The following is a 14,616-nucleotide window of genomic DNA, read 5'->3' on the forward strand; positions in this document are numbered from 1 at the left end:
CGCTTCATCGGTTAAAGTGTGGAACTGCTTTTAACCTGCGATACCGACTGATGAATCCGTTCGATGTGCTGCGTGACTCCTTTTACTTCTTCAAGCGCAATCTGGGCCAGATCGTGCAGCTGTGCCTGCCGCTGGTGATTCTTGAGGCGTTCTTGCAACAATTGGTGGACAACACCGCCAGCCCGGACGGTTTCCCCGGTTACAGCGTGGTCGTCGGTTTACTGGTGTATCCACTGTATACCGCCGCGCTGATCCTGTTTCTCGACGCCCGCAGCCGTGGCGAATCGCCGCGCATCCGCGACCTGCTGGCGATGTCCGCCACGTTGTGGCCACGCTTTGCCCTGCTCACCGCGCTCAACACCTTGTTGATCCTGATCGGCCTGTCGCTGTATTTCCTGCCGGGCCTGTGGCTGATGGTGACGCTGGCCTTCGCCGAATACTTGCTGGTGCTGCGCGGTATGGCGCCGCTGGCGGCGATGAAAGAAAGCCTGCGCCTGACCCGCGGCCATTTCCTGCGCATTCTGGTGTGCATCCTCTGTGTAATGGGGCCGTTGTGGGTGCTCAAGGGCGCCAGCTACGCGGTCTATCCCGAACCACAGAACCCGGCAATCGCCCTGCTGATCGACAGCGTCCACAGCTTCCTGCAACTGTTCACCAGCGTGGTGCTGTTCCGCCTGTTTATGCTGATTGGCGAAGTGCCTGACAAAAACGACAGACCTGCCTGACCGCTCTACCCTTGGGCGCGGCCCTCGCTCTCGGGTATGCTCGGGTCATCTTTGTAACGCTATAAGCCGAGCCATGACCCGTCTACTGCGCTACACCCTGCTGGGCCTGTTTGCTTTCGTTGGCCTGATCGGCCTGCTGATCTACAGCGTGACCTGGCGACCCGACGCCAAGGAAGTGCTGCCGGTCAGTTGCAACGCCAAGGCGCCGACCCTGGTGCCCGGTCAAGCCTTGAAGGTGATGACCTGGAACGTTCAGTACCTGGCGGGTAAACGCTACGTGTTCTGGAACGACCTGGCCCAGGGTGACGACGAAAGCCCCACGCTCGAAGACATGGCCTTCAGCCTCGATGAAGTGGCGCGGGTGATTCGTGACGAGCAACCGGACGTCGTGCTGCTGCAAGAACTCGATGACGGCGCCAAGGCCAGCGACTATCAGAATCAGGTCAAACTCTTGCAGGAACGGGTCGCCGACCTGTACCCCTGCAACGCCCACGCCTTCGACTGGAAGGCCGACTTTGTGCCAGATCCGCATATCTTCGGCAGCGTCGGCCGGCAACTCGCCACCCTGAGCCGCTTCCAGATCGGACATGCCGAGCGCCTGCAATTGCCGGTGGCACCCGCCAACGTCATCAGCCGTCAGTTCAAACCGAAAAACGCTTTGCTGGTGGCGTATCTGCCGTTGAGCGATGGCGGGCAGATCGCGGTGCTCAATACCCACCTGGACCGCGTCCGCCAGCCCGACGACACCTTGCAAGCCCAAGTGACAGCGGTGGCCAAGGTCCTCGACAAATACGAAAGCCGCGGCACACCGTGGCTGATTGGCGGCGACTTCAATCTGTTGCCGCTGGGCCAATACCGACGCCTGCCCGCCGAGCAACGTACGCCCTACTCCGCCGACAGCGCATTGCATGTGCTGTGGGACAAATACCCGATGATCCCGACCAACAACGAAGCCAGCGGTGCTGATCGGGCGCAATGGCTGACCCATTACCCGAACGATCCCGGCTTGAACGGCCCGGACCGGACGGTCGACTACCTGTTTTACAGCCCGCGGATCAAACGGGTCGAGGCAACGGTGCGCCAGGACGATACATTGCGGATCTCCGATCATTTGCCGGTGATCGCAAAGTTCCTGTTGCCGGCCGCCCCGTAGCAGCCAAGGTTGCTTGCGATGGATGCCTGCCCGGCAACATTCATGTCGACTGAACAAGCTCGGTGCCTACAGACTCAATGCTCCTCCAACTCGTCATGCAGCAATCCGAAGATCCTGCGTTTCATGTCGATGAACGAGCGTTCCATCACCATGTCGAGGGTCCGTGGCCGCTCAATCGGCACGTCCAGAATCTGCTTGATCCGCCCGGGCCTGGCGCCCATGACGTAGACCCGGTCGCCGAGCAGAATCGCCTCGTCGATATCATGGGTCACAAACAATACCGTCTTCTTGCTGTTGCCCCACACTCGCAGCAGCAGTTGCTGCATTTGCAGGCGCGTCTGGCTGTCGAGGGCACCGAAAGGTTCGTCCATCAGCAGGATTTGCGGATCGTTGGCCAAGGCCCGGGCAATCGCGACCCGCTGCATCATGCCGCCGGAGAGTTGCTTGGCGTAGTTGTCGGCGAACCCGGCGAGCCCGACTTCATTGACGTAGTAGTCGACAATTTCCTTGCGCTGCGCCGCCGCCATGCCGCGACGCTTGAGGCCGAACTCGACGTTCTGGCGCACGGTCAACCACGGGAACAGCGTATAGCTCTGGAACACCATGCCGCGATCGGCGCCCGGCCCCTCTACTTGCTGGCCACCCACGTAGATTTCGCCCGAGGTCGGTTCGGCGAGGCCGGCGGTGAGGTACAAAAGGCTCGACTTGCCGCAGCCCGACGGCCCCACCAGCACGGCGAATTGTTGGTCCGGAACTTCGAAGGACACCTGCTCCAACGCGGTAAAGACACCGCCATCAGGCTTTTTATAGCGCAGGCTGACCTTGTCCACCTGCAGCCGTGGGGCGCCTTGCGCCGGGGCAGCCTGGGGCGCGACGAAACGTGGGTTGACGGCGGTTACTGAGCCCATGCGGCGATCCTCAGACGTAGGAAGCGGAACAATTGATCGGTGACCAGGCCCAGCAGGCCGATGATCGCGATTGCCAGAAAGATCACATCCACCTGAAAGCCGCGCATGGCCTTGAGGCTCAGATAGCCCAGGCCACTGGAAGCGGCGACCAGTTCGGCGACCACCAGGTAAGTCCAGGCCCAGCCCATGGTGACGCGCAAGGTGTCGAGCACACCCGGCAGCGAGGCCGGGGCGATCACATGCAGCACCGCATCGCGCCGATTTGAACCCAGTGTGTAGGACGCGTTGATCAGGTCCTTGGAGATGCCTTTGGACACGTCCGCAATCATCACCAATTGCTGGAAGAACACACCGAAGATAATCACCGAGACCCGCTGCTCCAGACCGATGCCGATCCACAGGATGAAGAGCGGCACAAACGAGGTCACCGGCAGGTAGCGAATGAAATTGACCATCGGTTCGAGGAACGCCTGGACGATACGAAAGCTGCCCATCAGCAACCCCAGCGGCACGGCCACCAGCGATGACACGATAAAACCGACCATCACCACCTCGACACTGGCCCAAACGTGCACCCCGAGGGTACCGTCGCGGCCCAGGCGCACGGCGGCCTCGACCACCGCGCCTGGTGTCGGCAGAAACATGCCCGGCACTACGCCGCCGTAGGACAACCCGGCCCACAGGCCGACCAACAACACCCAGGCCAGGCCGTTGGCGCTCCAGACCAACTGCACCGGCAAGCTGGTCTTGGGCGTGATGCAGCGGCTCAGCCATGAATTGCGCTTGAACATGCGGACCTCCTAGAGCGGGCTGACGAAGCGGTTGTCGATCAGGTCGTCATTGCTGACGTTGTAGGGCTTGCCCTGCAATTCGCTGGCGGTTTCATTAGCCAGTTTGATCAACGGTGCGCTGTCCCCCGGCTTGCCCGGCGCGCCGAACAGTTTTTCGCTCATGGCTTGATCGTAGAAGCGCACGCCTTGAGCGGCCGCCGCCAATTCCTTCGGATCGGCCAGGTAGCCACCGACGCCCTTGGCCATGATTTTGTAGGCTTCTTCCGGATGCTCACGGGTGTACTTGACCGCTTTGTACAGACCGGCCACCAGCGCTTTCACGTCTTCTGGCTGCTTTTCGATGACCGAACAGTTCAGCGCCACCACATCGACAATCACCCCAGGCGTACTGCTGCTGTCGATCAGCACCTTGCCCTGCTGCTTGCTGCGGACCATCGACAGATGCGGCTCCCACGTCACGGCGGCCGGTACGCGACCGGCGATAAATGCAGTGGCGGCGTCATCGGCGGTCATGTTCTGCACGGTGATGTCGCTCATTTTCATGCCGTTCTTTTTCAGCAGGTAAGACAGCCAAAACTGCGAAGTCGAACCTTCGTTCACGGCCACGGCCTGGCCCTTCAGCTCCTGAAGACTCTTGACGTCCTTGCCGACCAGAACACCATCACCACCATGGCTATCATCCAGCGCGGCGACGGCCTTGAAGCAGAACTGCGGACGGTACTTGAGCACTTCGTCGATGGTCGATGCCGAACCTGACAACTCCCCCGAGGCCTGGGCGGCCATGTACATCGAGGCCTCCTCGACGACGGGCAACTCGACGGTCAGACCGTTTTCCTTGAAGTAGCCCAGGTCTTGGGCGAGGTAGAGGGTGCCGTAGCCGACCCACGTGGTATGGCCGATGGAAAGGGTACCGGCCTGGGCGCTGGTGGCGACCGTCGCGGCGATGGCGGTGACCGCCAGTGGGTGAGCGAAGCGGGTAAGCAAGGACTTGATCATGGAGCACTCCCAAAGCTGTTGATTTAGTTTTGTAATGGGCAGTACGGCCAGTGGCCTTGAAGCGTTAACAACGTGTGGTCTCTGATGGACCCTTCGGTGGTCAGCGTTTGGCTGACTGGCGAGGTCGATGTTGGCTCAGTGCGGGGATAAGGAAAATTAGGAAATATGTCGCTGCGAATGATGAAAAAGCTCTGTAGCGCGCACTGCAAAAGGGCGCTGTAGGCGGGGATGCACAGGGAGGGTGCCAACTGTTAGAAAAGGGGTGAATCGGCTATCGCATTCGCGAGCAAGCCCGCTCCCACACAGGACAGATGTCGATCACAGAAATTGCGTTCGACACCGGCCAAATGTGGGAGCGGGCTTGCTCGCGAAGAGGCCCCAAGGCCATGCGATGGTTTTAGAGCCGGCCGTATTCCTGCGCCGTACGATCCAGCGCGCGCAAGGTTTTGCCGACCAATTCATCAACCTCTTCACGGCTGGCAATCAATGCCGGCGCCATGATCATCCGCCCCAGTGTCGAGCGAATAATCACGCCCTCTTCGAAGCCGATGGTGCGGCAGCGCCAAGCCATGTCGTTTTCATTGGCGAAACGCTTGCGGCTGGCCTTGTCCTCGGCCAATTGCAGCGCCGCGACCATGCCCACGCCCTGGATATCGCCCACCAGCGGATGGTTGCCGAACACCTCGCGCAAGCACTGTTGCAGATAAGGTCCGATGTCATCCTTGACCCTCGCGACCACGCCTTCATCGCGCAGCGCCTTGAGGTTGGCAATCGCCACCGCCGCCGCCACCGGGTGCCCGGAATAGGTCAGGCCGTGGGCAAACACCCCGCCCTGCTCCACCAGTACCGAGGCTATTTTCTTCGACAGGATCAACCCGCCCATCGGGATATAGCCAGAGGTCAGCCCCTTGGCAATAGACAAGGTGTCCGGCTCAAAACCAAAGTGCTCATGAGCGAACCATTCTCCGGTGCGGCCAAAGCCTCCGATCACTTCGTCGGCACACAACAGCACATCGTACTTGCGACAAATGCGCTGGATCTCCGGCCAGTAGCTTTCTGGCGGAAAGATCATGCCGCCGGCGCCCTGGAACGGTTCAGCAATGAACCCTGCGACCTTGTCCGCGCCCAGTTCGAGAATCTTCGTTTCCAGCTGCTGCGCCGCCCGCAGGCCAAATTCGCTCGGGGTCAGGTTGCCCTCGTGGGCGAAATAGTACGGCTCATCGATGTGTTCAATGTCCGGAATCATGCCACCCATTTCGTGCATGAATTTCATTCCGCCCAGCGCCGTCGCGGCCAAGGTCGAGCCGTGGTAACCGTTCCAGCGACCAATCATGATTTTCTTTTCGGGCTTGCCGAGCACCTGCCAGTAGCGGCGCACGGTACGGATCAGCACCTCGTTGGCTTCGGAGCCGGAGTTGGTGTAGATCGCGTGGCTGTAGTGCCCCGGCAGCAGGCTGAACAGCAGCTCCGACAGCTCGATCACCTGCGGGTGGGTGGTGTGGAAAAACATGTTGTAGTACGGCAACTGCTCCAGCTGCCGAGTCGCGGCAGCGGCCAGGTCCTTGCGGCCGTAACCGAGGTTGGTGCACCACAGCCCGGACATGCCGTCGAGGTAACGTCGACCGTCGTTGTCCCACAGGTGCAGGCGCTCGCCACGGACCATCACCCGGGGGCCTTCGTCATTGAGTGCCTTCTGATCGACGAATGCGTGGATGTGGTGCGCAGCGTCGGCGGCCTGGTAGTCGCGGGTTTCACGTGGTGTGGTCATCGCCTGTTCTCCATTTTTATTATGAGCGGCTGTTATGAGCGCAGCTGAAACCAGGTGGTCTTCAACTGGGTGTATTTATCGAATGAATGCAGCGACAAGTCACGGCCGAAACCGGACTGTTTGCCACCACCGAAAGGCACCGTCACATCCAGCGCATCGACGCTGTTGACCGACACCGTGCCAGCGCGCAGTCGGCGCGCCACACGGTGGGCGCGATTGAGGTCGTCGGTCCACAGCGACGCGGCCAAGGCATACACGCTATCGTTCGCCAGTTGCAAGGCGTGGGCCTCGTCATCGAATGCAGTGACGGCCAACACCGGGCCGAATACTTCATCGCGATATAACGGCATATCCGGGCGCACGCCGGTAAAAATGGTCGGCTGGATGAAGTTGTCACTGCCGTTGAAGATCGACTGCCGGCCACCACAGACTTTGGTCGCGCCCAAGTGTTCGGCGCTCTGGATGAACCGCATGATGCGTGCAGTCTGACGGCTATCGACAATGGCCCCGGCGCAGCTCGCCGGGTCCAGCGGATCGCCCGGTTGCCAGCGCTCGGCCTGTACCTTGAGGCGTTCGACGAATTCATCGTGAATCGAACGCTCCACCAACAGTCGCGAGTTGGCCGAGCAGACTTCGCCCTGATTGAAAAAGATACCGAACGCGGCTTTTTGCGCGGCCAGGTCCAGATCCTGGCAATCGGCGAACACCAGGTTGGCACTCTTGCCGCCGCACTCCAGCCATACCTGTTTCAGGTTCGATTGCGCCGAGTACTGCATGAAGTACTTGCCGACTTCAGTGGATCCGGTGAAGACCAGGCAATCAACGTCCGGGTGCAAACCGAGCGCTTTGCCGGTCTGCTCGCCAAGCCCCGGCAGTACGTTCAGCACTCCCGGCGGCAGGCCGGCTTCCAGCGCCAGCGCGGCCAGGCGCAGGGCGGAAAACGGTGATTGCTCGGCGGGCTTGAGAATCACCGAATTGCCGGCGGCGAGGGCCGGCGCGAGTTTCCAGGCGGCCATGTCCAGCGGAAAGTTCCACGGCACCACCGCAGCGACCACGCCCAAGGGTTCGCGAGTGATGGTCGCCAACACGTTTTGCGCACTGGGGGCGATCTGGTCGTAGAGTTTGTCGAGGCTTTCGGCGTACCAGCGAAACACCCCGGCGGCGCCCGGCACGTCGATGTTGTAGGCGTCCATCACCGGTTTACCCATGTTCAGCGAGTCGAGCAGCGCCAGTTCTTCGCGGTGGGTCATGATCAGGTCCGCGAGGCGCAGCAGCACTTGCTTGCGCTCGGCCGGCGAACGCGCCGACCAACTGCCGGCCTCGAACACTTGCCGCGCATTGCCGACGGCTGCGTCCACCTCTTCATCGCCGCAAGCGGCCACGTTGGCCAGGCACTGTTCGGTCGCCGGGTTGATCACCGCGAACGTCTGTCCCGACTGCGCCCAACGGGGTTTACCGTCGATCACAGCCTGGTCGGGAAACTGCAGCGCAGCGGCTTTATTTTGCCAATATGCAAGCTCGAACACGTTCAGATGCTCCATGGGCTTTTCTTGTGTCTGGATGGTGGCCCAGGACTGTGTCCAGTAAAAATAGTAAAAATATCTTCGCAGACGATGAAAAAACTAGGCAGCGAATCTCCCCCAGTCGAACCGCATGTGGTTATTGTTCAAGCATAAAAACACCGTCGTCAGAACGGATGCGGGCGGCGCGCAAATTGCCTGGATGTCGAGTTCATCCAACCCCCGAGGTTTGCCGTGGCTGCCTACAACCTGCGTCAATTGAAGTATTTCATCACCACCGTCGAGTGCGGCAGCGTCGCCGAGGCCTCTCGTAAGCTGTATATCGCCCAGCCGGCGATCTCCACGGCGATCAAAGGCCTGGAAGACAGCTTCGGCGTGCAACTGCTGATCCGTCATCACGCCCAGGGCGTGTCCTTGACCCCCAGCGGCGCGCGCTTCTACCGCAAGGCCCAGGAATTGCTGCGCATGGCCAAGGAGTTCGAACAGAACGCCTTGGCCGACAACGACGTGGTGGCCGGGCAAATCGATATCGGCTGCTTTGAAACTGTCGCACCGCTGTACCTGCCACAGTTGATTGCCGGGTTCTCGGCGCTGTATCCGGGGGTGGGCATCCGCATCCGCGACGGCGAGCAACAAGAGTTGGTGCAAGGCCTGACCTCGGGCACCTTTGACCTGGCGATTCTGTATGAACACGACCTCGATGCGACTATCCAAACCGAACCCTTGATGCCGGCGCAGCGGCCTTATGCATTGCTGCCGGCCGACCATCGCTTTGCTCAGCTCAAGCAAGTATCGCTGCGCGATCTATGTCTGGAACCGATGATTCTGCTGGACGTGCAACCGAGCCGGACTTACTTCGTGAGCCTGTTCGAAGAGCTGGGCCTGACGCCACGGATTGCCTTCAGCTCACCGTCGATCGAGATGGTCCGGGGGATGGTCGGGCAAGGGTTCGGCTTCTCGATCCTGGTCACGCGGCCGCATTCGGAGTGCACCTATGACGGCCAGAAAGTGGTGTGCGTGGACATCGTCGAAGACGTCACCGGCTCCGGGCTGGTGGCGGCGTGGTTGAAGCGCGGGCAGTTGACCAAACCCGCGCAATTGTTTGCCGATTATTGCCGGGAGCAGTTGACTGCCAAGGCTGAAGGATCTGCTTCGGCCTCGTGACTCTTAAGATCAAAAGATCGCAGCCTTCGGCAGCTCCTACATTGGAATGCGATCCCCTGTAGGAGCTGCCGAAGGCTGCGATACTTTGATCTTCAGCTTTTACGCGGTTTGATCCTAGCGGTGGCTTCGGCCACCAACGGATCATCCGGCCAGTAATGCTTCGGATAACGCCCCTTCAAATCCTTCTTCACCTCGGCATAGGTGCTGCGCCAGAAGTTGGCCAGGTCCTGGGTGACCTGCACCGGCCGCCGCGCCGGGGATAACAGATGCAGTTTGACCACCTGCCGGCCGCCAGCGATGCGCGGGGTTTCGGCCAGGCCGAACAGTTCCTGCAAACGCACCGCCAGAATCGGTGGATGCTCGCTGTAATCCAGCCGAATCGATGAACCGGACGGTACGCTCAGATGATGCGGCGCCAGCTCATCGAGCCGTTGCGGCAATGGCCACGGCAATTGGTTATGGACGATGCTCGACAGGTCGAGATTGCCGAAGTGACTGAGCCGCGAGACCTTGCCCAGGTACGGCATCAACCAGCGTTCAAGGTTCTTGAGCAACGCGGCGTCGCTGACATCCGGCCATTCGCTCTCACCTTTACTGCCCAGGTCCAACTGCCGCAACAACGCCACCCGCGCCTGCCACTGACGCAGCTCCGGGGTCCACGGCAACAGTTCCAGACCTTTGCGCCGCACCAGATTGACCAACGCCTGGCTGCGGGCGGTTTCGTCGAGGCCGGTCAAGGGCTCGCGACTGAGGATCAACTCGCCGACCTTGCGCTGACGCTCGGCCCGCAACACGCCTTCGCGCTCGTCCCAATCCAGTTGATCGACGCAGCGTACTTGCTCGGCCAGGACTGAATCGAACAACGCCGGATCGAAATCCGCCGCCAGGTATATTCGCTCTTCACGCTGGCCCTGACGGCTGCCCAGATCGGCGATCACCAGCCAAGGCTGTTTCATCAAACTGTCGGCCTCGGCGAACAACGCCGCCCGGCCATTGGCCAGACGATATTCCGCGCCACCGGGCCGCCGCTGTTGCGCGACTCGATCCGGATAAGCCAGCGCCAACAGCGCACCGAGCCAACGCGGGTGATCGGGATCGCTGACCAGCTCCGACGCTTTGCCGCGCAAGTAGCCGCGATACTGCCGTGCGAGTTGCCGGGCTCGTTGCACACCGCCCTGAGCACCGCGTGCGGCTCGTTCTTCGCCGGATAACAGCACCAATCGGCTGTGCAGATCCGCCCCGGCGCCGCGCAAGATATCCCGCTCGCCGAGCAGGGCCGCGACATCGCAAGCCATGTCGGCCAGCCCTAGCGCCTGACCGCGCAACAGCAAATGCCCGATCCGTGGATGCGCCGGCAGTTCGGCCATGGCCTGGCCGTGTCGGGTCAGCGCTTCGCCGTCGAGTGCGCCGAGGCGCTCCAGCAGATCCTGAGCCTGTGCATAAGCCGCTGCCGGCGGCACGTCGAGCCACACCAATTGCCCAGGCTTTACGCCCCAACGCCCCAATTGCAAGGCCAGGCCGGCAAGGTCTGCCGAGAGAATTTCCGCACTGGCGTAGGCCGCCAGTTGTTCATGCTGATCCTGCGACCACAGGCGATAACACACGCCCGGCTCCAACCGCCCGGCCCGGCCGGCGCGCTGAGTGGCGCTGGCGCGGGAGATGCGCTGGGTGTCGAGGCGAGTCATGCCGCTGCCGGGGTCGAAACGCGGTACTCGTGCCAACCCGGCATCGACGACGACGCGCACGCCGTCGATGGTCAGGCTGGTCTCGGCGATGTTGGTGGCCAGCACCACTTTGCGAAAGCCTGCAGGTGCCGGATCAATCGCGGCGCGTTGCGCGGCCAGATCGAGTTCACCGTGCAACGGGCACAGCAAAATCTGCGTGCTCGCACCCAAGGCATCCGCCAACTGTTGATGCACCCGACGGATTTCCGCCTGCCCCGGCAAGAACACCAGCACGCTGCCGGTTTCGTCATTCAAGGCTTCGAGGATGGTTTGCACCAGACGCGGCTCGATGAATTCACCGGGCTGGAACGGCCGGCCCCAGTGCATCGCCACCGGATACATCCGGCCTTCGCTGCGCAGGATCGGCGCGTCATCGAGCAACCCGGCCAGGCGTTCGCCTTCCAGCGTCGCGGACATCAAGAGGATTTTCAGCGGCTGGTCTTCGCGAAACAGCTCCCGGCCATTAAGACTCAGGGCCAGTGCGAGATCGGCATCAAGACTACGCTCGTGGAATTCATCGAAGATCAGCAAACCGACGCCATCCAGCGCCGGATCATCCTGCAAGCGCCGGGTGAGAATGCCTTCGGTGACCACTTCGATCCGGGTATTGGGGCCGACTTTGCTGTCGAGGCGAATGCGATAGCCAACAGTTTCCCCGACCTTCTCGCCCAACTCACTGGCCAGGCGCTCCGCCGCTGCCCGCGCCGCCAGCCGGCGCGGTTCGAGCATCAGAATGGTCTGCCCGGCCAGCCACGGCTCGTGGAGCAAGGCCAACGGCACGCGGGTGGTTTTACCGGCGCCGGGCGGTGCTTCGAGCACGGCTTCATGGCGTGTCGCCAAGGCTTCACGCAGGGCGGGTAAAACTTCATCAATCGGCAAAGAAATCATGCTGGCTCCCCAGGGCGTGCCCACAGTAAATTGCGAGTCGCGTTGAAACTGTGGGCGTGCCAGGCAAGGCGCGGGATGCAGACATGGGTCGTTTCCTTGCCAAGTCCCGCAACGCAGCATGGCGCGTCCACAATTTCAGCCCGGAGGGCCGAACCCCGATAACATCCATTAGCCGTTACGCGTTGTCGATCTGGAAAAAACAACATCAATCCTCAACTATTCCAGTAGGGGTAAGACGCGGCCGTAATTTACTGTGGGCACGCCCTGCCGGGCCGAGTATAACGGCGAACTGCCAGGCGTTTGTCGCGGTCTTAATTCATAACAACGACGCTTCGTTTCTAGATGACTCAGGAGATTTCATATGCGTATCCCCTTTCGCCTGATTGGCGGTGTACTGGTCGCCACCCTGCTGACCCAGGTGACCGCCTGCGGTTCGATTTTCTACCCTGACCGTCGTGGTCAGATCGACGGCAAAGTCGACCCGGCCATCGCCGTCCTCGATGCCGTGGGTTTGCTGTTCTACATCATCCCCGGCCTGGTCGCGTTTGCCGTGGACTTCGCCACTGGCGCGATTTACTTCGAGCCGGGCAAGACCGCTCAAGTGGCGCCGGAAAAACTCAAGGAAGCGATTGGTGCTGACGGCAAGGTCGATAACCACAAGTTGCAGACCATTCTCGAAACTGAACTGGGCCGCAGCTTCCCGCTGGACGATCCACGCCTGATCCAACACAAGGGCAGCACCCAGCAACTGGCCATGTTCGGCCTGCAACCTGCCGCGTAACCCGTGCACTTAAAGGAAAAGCCGTTCCCATGACCACCAGCCTTGAACATGCTCGCCTGCTGCGGTTGGCGACCCGCGCCTCCGTGGCTGTCGCCTGTACGCTGATTGTTGCCAAAGGCATTGCCTGGTGGCTGAGCGGTTCGGTGAGCATGCTCGCCGGGCTGACCGACTCGGCGCTCGACGGCATCACCTCGCTGCTCAACTTGCTGGCGGTGCATTACGCCCTGCGCCCGGCCGATGACGATCATCGTTACGGCCACGGCAAGGCCGAATCGCTGTCGGGCATGGCCCAGGCGCTGTTTATTGGTGGCAGTGCGGTGTTGATTGCATTGCAGGCGATTGATCGGCTCAAGCATCCGGAACCGGTCGGCGCACCGTGGCTCAGCATCGGGGTGATCGTCTTTTCCCTCGCGCTGACCCTGGCGTTGCTGATGCTGCAACATCGGGTAATCAAGGAAACCGGCTCCAACGCTGTGCGCGCTGACTCCCTGCATTACCGGTCGGACATGATGCTCAACGGCAGCATTCTGGTGGCACTGGTGCTGGCCGAGTTCGGCTGGAATCAACTGGATGCCTGGTTTGGCCTGGGGATTGCCGGGTACATCCTCTGGAGTGCGGTGCAGATCGCCCGGGAAAGTTTTGCGGTGCTGATGGATGAAGAGCTGCCGACGGATGTCAGCCAGCACATGCTTGAACTGGCTTGCGGGGTACCGGGTGTTTTGGGAGCGCATGACCTGCGCACGCGGATTTCCGGCAATCACTGGTTTGTGCAACTGCACCTGGAACTGCCGGGAGAGCTGACCCTGTCAGTCGCCCACGGCATCAGCGATCAAGCCGCCGATGCGATTCACGCCGCTTACCCGCGAGCCGAAGTGCTGGTGCACGCCGACCCGCAGGAAGTGGTAATAGCCGCGAAGGCTTAGAAGCTCACCTGATAACCGCGACTGCTCAAGCAGTTGCCCTCAGCCTGGCGGTAGGCTTGCACCACCGCCGGGTCGGGTTGGTAGGTGGCGGTCTGAGGGTTGAAACGACTCTGCTGCACTGCGTACTGAGCGCACTCGTAACCGTCCTGAGCGACCTGTTGCGGCGACTGGCCGTTGGCGGGATAAGCCGTCACGTCAATGCCACTGCTGGCCGGTTGCGGTTGCGGCTCCGGCGCGCCAACGGGCGGTTCGACCACGACATAATCCTGGGTACTTTCTTCGTAGGCATAGTAAGAACCAGCCGCGAGGAACAGCAGCGCCCCGCCGATCCAGACTTCACGGGCGTAATCGGGCATGTAGTGCACACGAATCCCGCGAGGCGGCTGCACCACCACATAACGCGGACCTTGCGGGCGATACCAGTAGCCGCCAGAGAAGAAGTAATCCTGGCCACGGTAAGGCACGCGGAAGTTACGATCCGGGAAGCGGTCGATCATATGACCAGGACGATACTGCGGTCCTGGGCCCCAACCATTACCGTGCCCATCCGGGCGACCTTCCCAACGATGATCATTGGGATGTGAGCCCTGATTGCCGGCCTGCCAGTGCTGGTTGTTATCGTTGCGTCGCGGGATGTCCTGATTGTAACCACGCTGGGGTTCCTGGGTCTGGCGCACGGTGTCTGGCCGGCCCTGGATCGGCAAGTTATTGGCCGGTGGTGGCGCCGGTCGACCCTGTACGTTTTGAGGCTGGCGGTTTTGCCATTGGCCGCCGTTCTGGTTCTGCCCGTTGTGTTCGAACTGTCGGCTGTTCTCACCCCGAATGACTTCGTTGTTCTGCGGCCGCGGCTGATTCTGCTGCGGAACGTTTTGCGGATGCGGCTGATTATTCTGTTGCGGGGTGTTCTGCGGGCGTGGCTGGTTGTTGCCGCCATGGCCCTGGTCATTTCGCTCATGGTCCCGCCCGTGCGGTACGTTATCGGGACCATGATTTTGCGGCTCATCGGCGAGCGATTGCGCAGTGACACTTACACACAGCAAACCAACACCGGCCAAACGCCAGATGTGCGACTTCATGCTTTTCCTCACTGCGGGTTAGGGCCTGTACGTAAGACTGAAAAACCACAGGCCGGTTCTGCGACAGGTTATCAGTCGCGCAACTTATTTCGCAGGCAATAAAAAAGGGAGACCCGTCGGCCTCCCTTTGAGAACTTCGTCCGTGCTCAACGCTTTTGACGTTGGCTCACCTCACGCCGTCTTCTGGACAGTGTGTAGC

The 14,616-nt window shown here is 61.1% G+C and carries 12 protein-coding genes; 5 read left to right on the forward strand and 7 right to left on the reverse strand.

Features of this window, described 5'->3' with window-relative positions:
- Positions 1-50 precede the first annotated feature (50 nt).
- Complete coding sequence (locus RHM58_RS04100; RefSeq protein WP_322269724.1) at positions 51-725, forward strand: YciC family protein; 675 nt, start codon at positions 51-53, stop codon at positions 723-725.
- Between the two features lie 73 nt (positions 726-798).
- Entirely contained in the window at positions 799-1,878 is a 1,080-nt protein-coding gene (locus RHM58_RS04105; RefSeq protein WP_201256603.1) for an endonuclease/exonuclease/phosphatase family protein, read from the forward strand.
- 74 nt (positions 1,879-1,952) lie between these two features.
- On the opposite strand, the gene RHM58_RS04110 is transcribed toward RHM58_RS04105, so the two are convergent.
- The 5 genes from RHM58_RS04110 to RHM58_RS04130 form a co-directional block, all read right to left on the reverse strand.
- Complete coding sequence (locus tag RHM58_RS04110) at positions 1,953-2,786, reverse strand: ABC transporter ATP-binding protein (protein WP_201191964.1); 834 nt, start codon at positions 2,784-2,786, stop codon at positions 1,953-1,955.
- Positions 2,774-3,577: an ABC transporter permease gene (locus tag RHM58_RS04115; protein ID WP_322269726.1), complete on the reverse strand. Its 804-nt coding sequence runs from the start codon at positions 3,575-3,577 to the stop codon at positions 2,774-2,776. The genes RHM58_RS04110 and RHM58_RS04115 overlap by 13 nt, the downstream gene beginning before the upstream one ends.
- Before the next feature lie 9 nt (positions 3,578-3,586).
- Positions 3,587-4,573: an ABC transporter substrate-binding protein gene (locus RHM58_RS04120; protein WP_322269728.1), complete on the reverse strand. Its 987-nt coding sequence runs from the start codon at positions 4,571-4,573 to the stop codon at positions 3,587-3,589.
- 397 nt (positions 4,574-4,970) lie between these two features.
- Complete coding sequence (locus tag RHM58_RS04125) at positions 4,971-6,341, reverse strand: aspartate aminotransferase family protein (RefSeq protein ID WP_201256601.1); 1,371 nt, start codon at positions 6,339-6,341, stop codon at positions 4,971-4,973.
- A gap of 32 nt (positions 6,342-6,373) precedes the next feature.
- Positions 6,374-7,867 (reverse strand): aldehyde dehydrogenase, encoded by a 1,494-nt coding sequence (locus RHM58_RS04130; RefSeq protein WP_322270810.1) that lies wholly within the window; start codon positions 7,865-7,867, stop codon positions 6,374-6,376.
- Positions 7,868-8,095: 228 nt separating this feature from the next.
- On the opposite strand from RHM58_RS04130, the gene RHM58_RS04135 reads away from it, so the two are divergent.
- Entirely contained in the window at positions 8,096-9,025 is a 930-nt protein-coding gene (locus tag RHM58_RS04135; protein ID WP_322269729.1) for a LysR family transcriptional regulator, read from the forward strand.
- Between the two features lie 92 nt (positions 9,026-9,117).
- Here RHM58_RS04135 and hrpB read toward each other — a convergent pair whose 3' ends face one another.
- Complete coding sequence (hrpB, locus tag RHM58_RS04140) at positions 9,118-11,637, reverse strand: ATP-dependent helicase HrpB (protein ID WP_322269730.1); 2,520 nt, start codon at positions 11,635-11,637, stop codon at positions 9,118-9,120.
- Positions 11,638-11,998: 361 nt separating this feature from the next.
- On the opposite strand from hrpB, the gene RHM58_RS04145 reads away from it, so the two are divergent.
- Positions 11,999-12,418: a polyribonucleotide nucleotidyltransferase gene (locus RHM58_RS04145; RefSeq protein WP_201198132.1), complete on the forward strand. Its 420-nt coding sequence runs from the start codon at positions 11,999-12,001 to the stop codon at positions 12,416-12,418.
- A gap of 29 nt (positions 12,419-12,447) precedes the next feature.
- Positions 12,448-13,341 (forward strand): cation diffusion facilitator family transporter, encoded by an 894-nt coding sequence (locus RHM58_RS04150; protein WP_322269731.1) that lies wholly within the window; start codon positions 12,448-12,450, stop codon positions 13,339-13,341.
- Here the strand turns inward: RHM58_RS04150 and RHM58_RS04155 are convergent.
- Entirely contained in the window at positions 13,338-14,417 is a 1,080-nt protein-coding gene (locus RHM58_RS04155; RefSeq protein WP_322269732.1) for a DUF6515 family protein, read from the reverse strand. The two genes, RHM58_RS04150 and RHM58_RS04155, sit on opposite strands and share 4 nt — an antisense overlap.
- Positions 14,418-14,616 lie beyond the last annotated feature (199 nt).

It is taken from the genome of Pseudomonas sp. 10S4, assembly GCF_034344865.1.
Taxonomy (GTDB): Bacteria; Pseudomonadota; Gammaproteobacteria; order Pseudomonadales; family Pseudomonadaceae; genus Aquipseudomonas.

Excerpts from the sequence above, each read along its gene's own strand:
- RHM58_RS04100 (WP_322269724.1), top strand. The coding sequence starts at position 51 with ATGAATCCGTTCGATGTGCTGCGTGACTCCTTTTACTTCTTCAAGCGC.
- RHM58_RS04105 (WP_201256603.1), top strand. The coding sequence starts at position 799 with ATGACCCGTCTACTGCGCTACACCCTGCTGGGCCTGTTTGCTTTCGTT.
- RHM58_RS04110 (WP_201191964.1), bottom strand. The coding sequence starts at position 2,786 with ATGGGCTCAGTAACCGCCGTCAACCCACGTTTCGTCGCGCCCCAGGCT.
- RHM58_RS04115 (WP_322269726.1), bottom strand. The coding sequence starts at position 3,577 with ATGTTCAAGCGCAATTCATGGCTGAGCCGCTGCATCACGCCCAAGACC.
- RHM58_RS04120 (WP_322269728.1), bottom strand. The coding sequence starts at position 4,573 with ATGATCAAGTCCTTGCTTACCCGCTTCGCTCACCCACTGGCGGTCACC.
- RHM58_RS04125 (WP_201256601.1), bottom strand. The coding sequence starts at position 6,341 with ATGACCACACCACGTGAAACCCGCGACTACCAGGCCGCCGACGCTGCG.
- hrpB (WP_322269730.1), bottom strand. The coding sequence starts at position 11,637 with ATGATTTCTTTGCCGATTGATGAAGTTTTACCCGCCCTGCGTGAAGCC.
- RHM58_RS04145 (WP_201198132.1), top strand. The coding sequence starts at position 11,999 with ATGCGTATCCCCTTTCGCCTGATTGGCGGTGTACTGGTCGCCACCCTG.
- RHM58_RS04150 (WP_322269731.1), top strand. The coding sequence starts at position 12,448 with ATGACCACCAGCCTTGAACATGCTCGCCTGCTGCGGTTGGCGACCCGC.
- RHM58_RS04155 (WP_322269732.1), bottom strand. The coding sequence starts at position 14,417 with ATGAAGTCGCACATCTGGCGTTTGGCCGGTGTTGGTTTGCTGTGTGTA.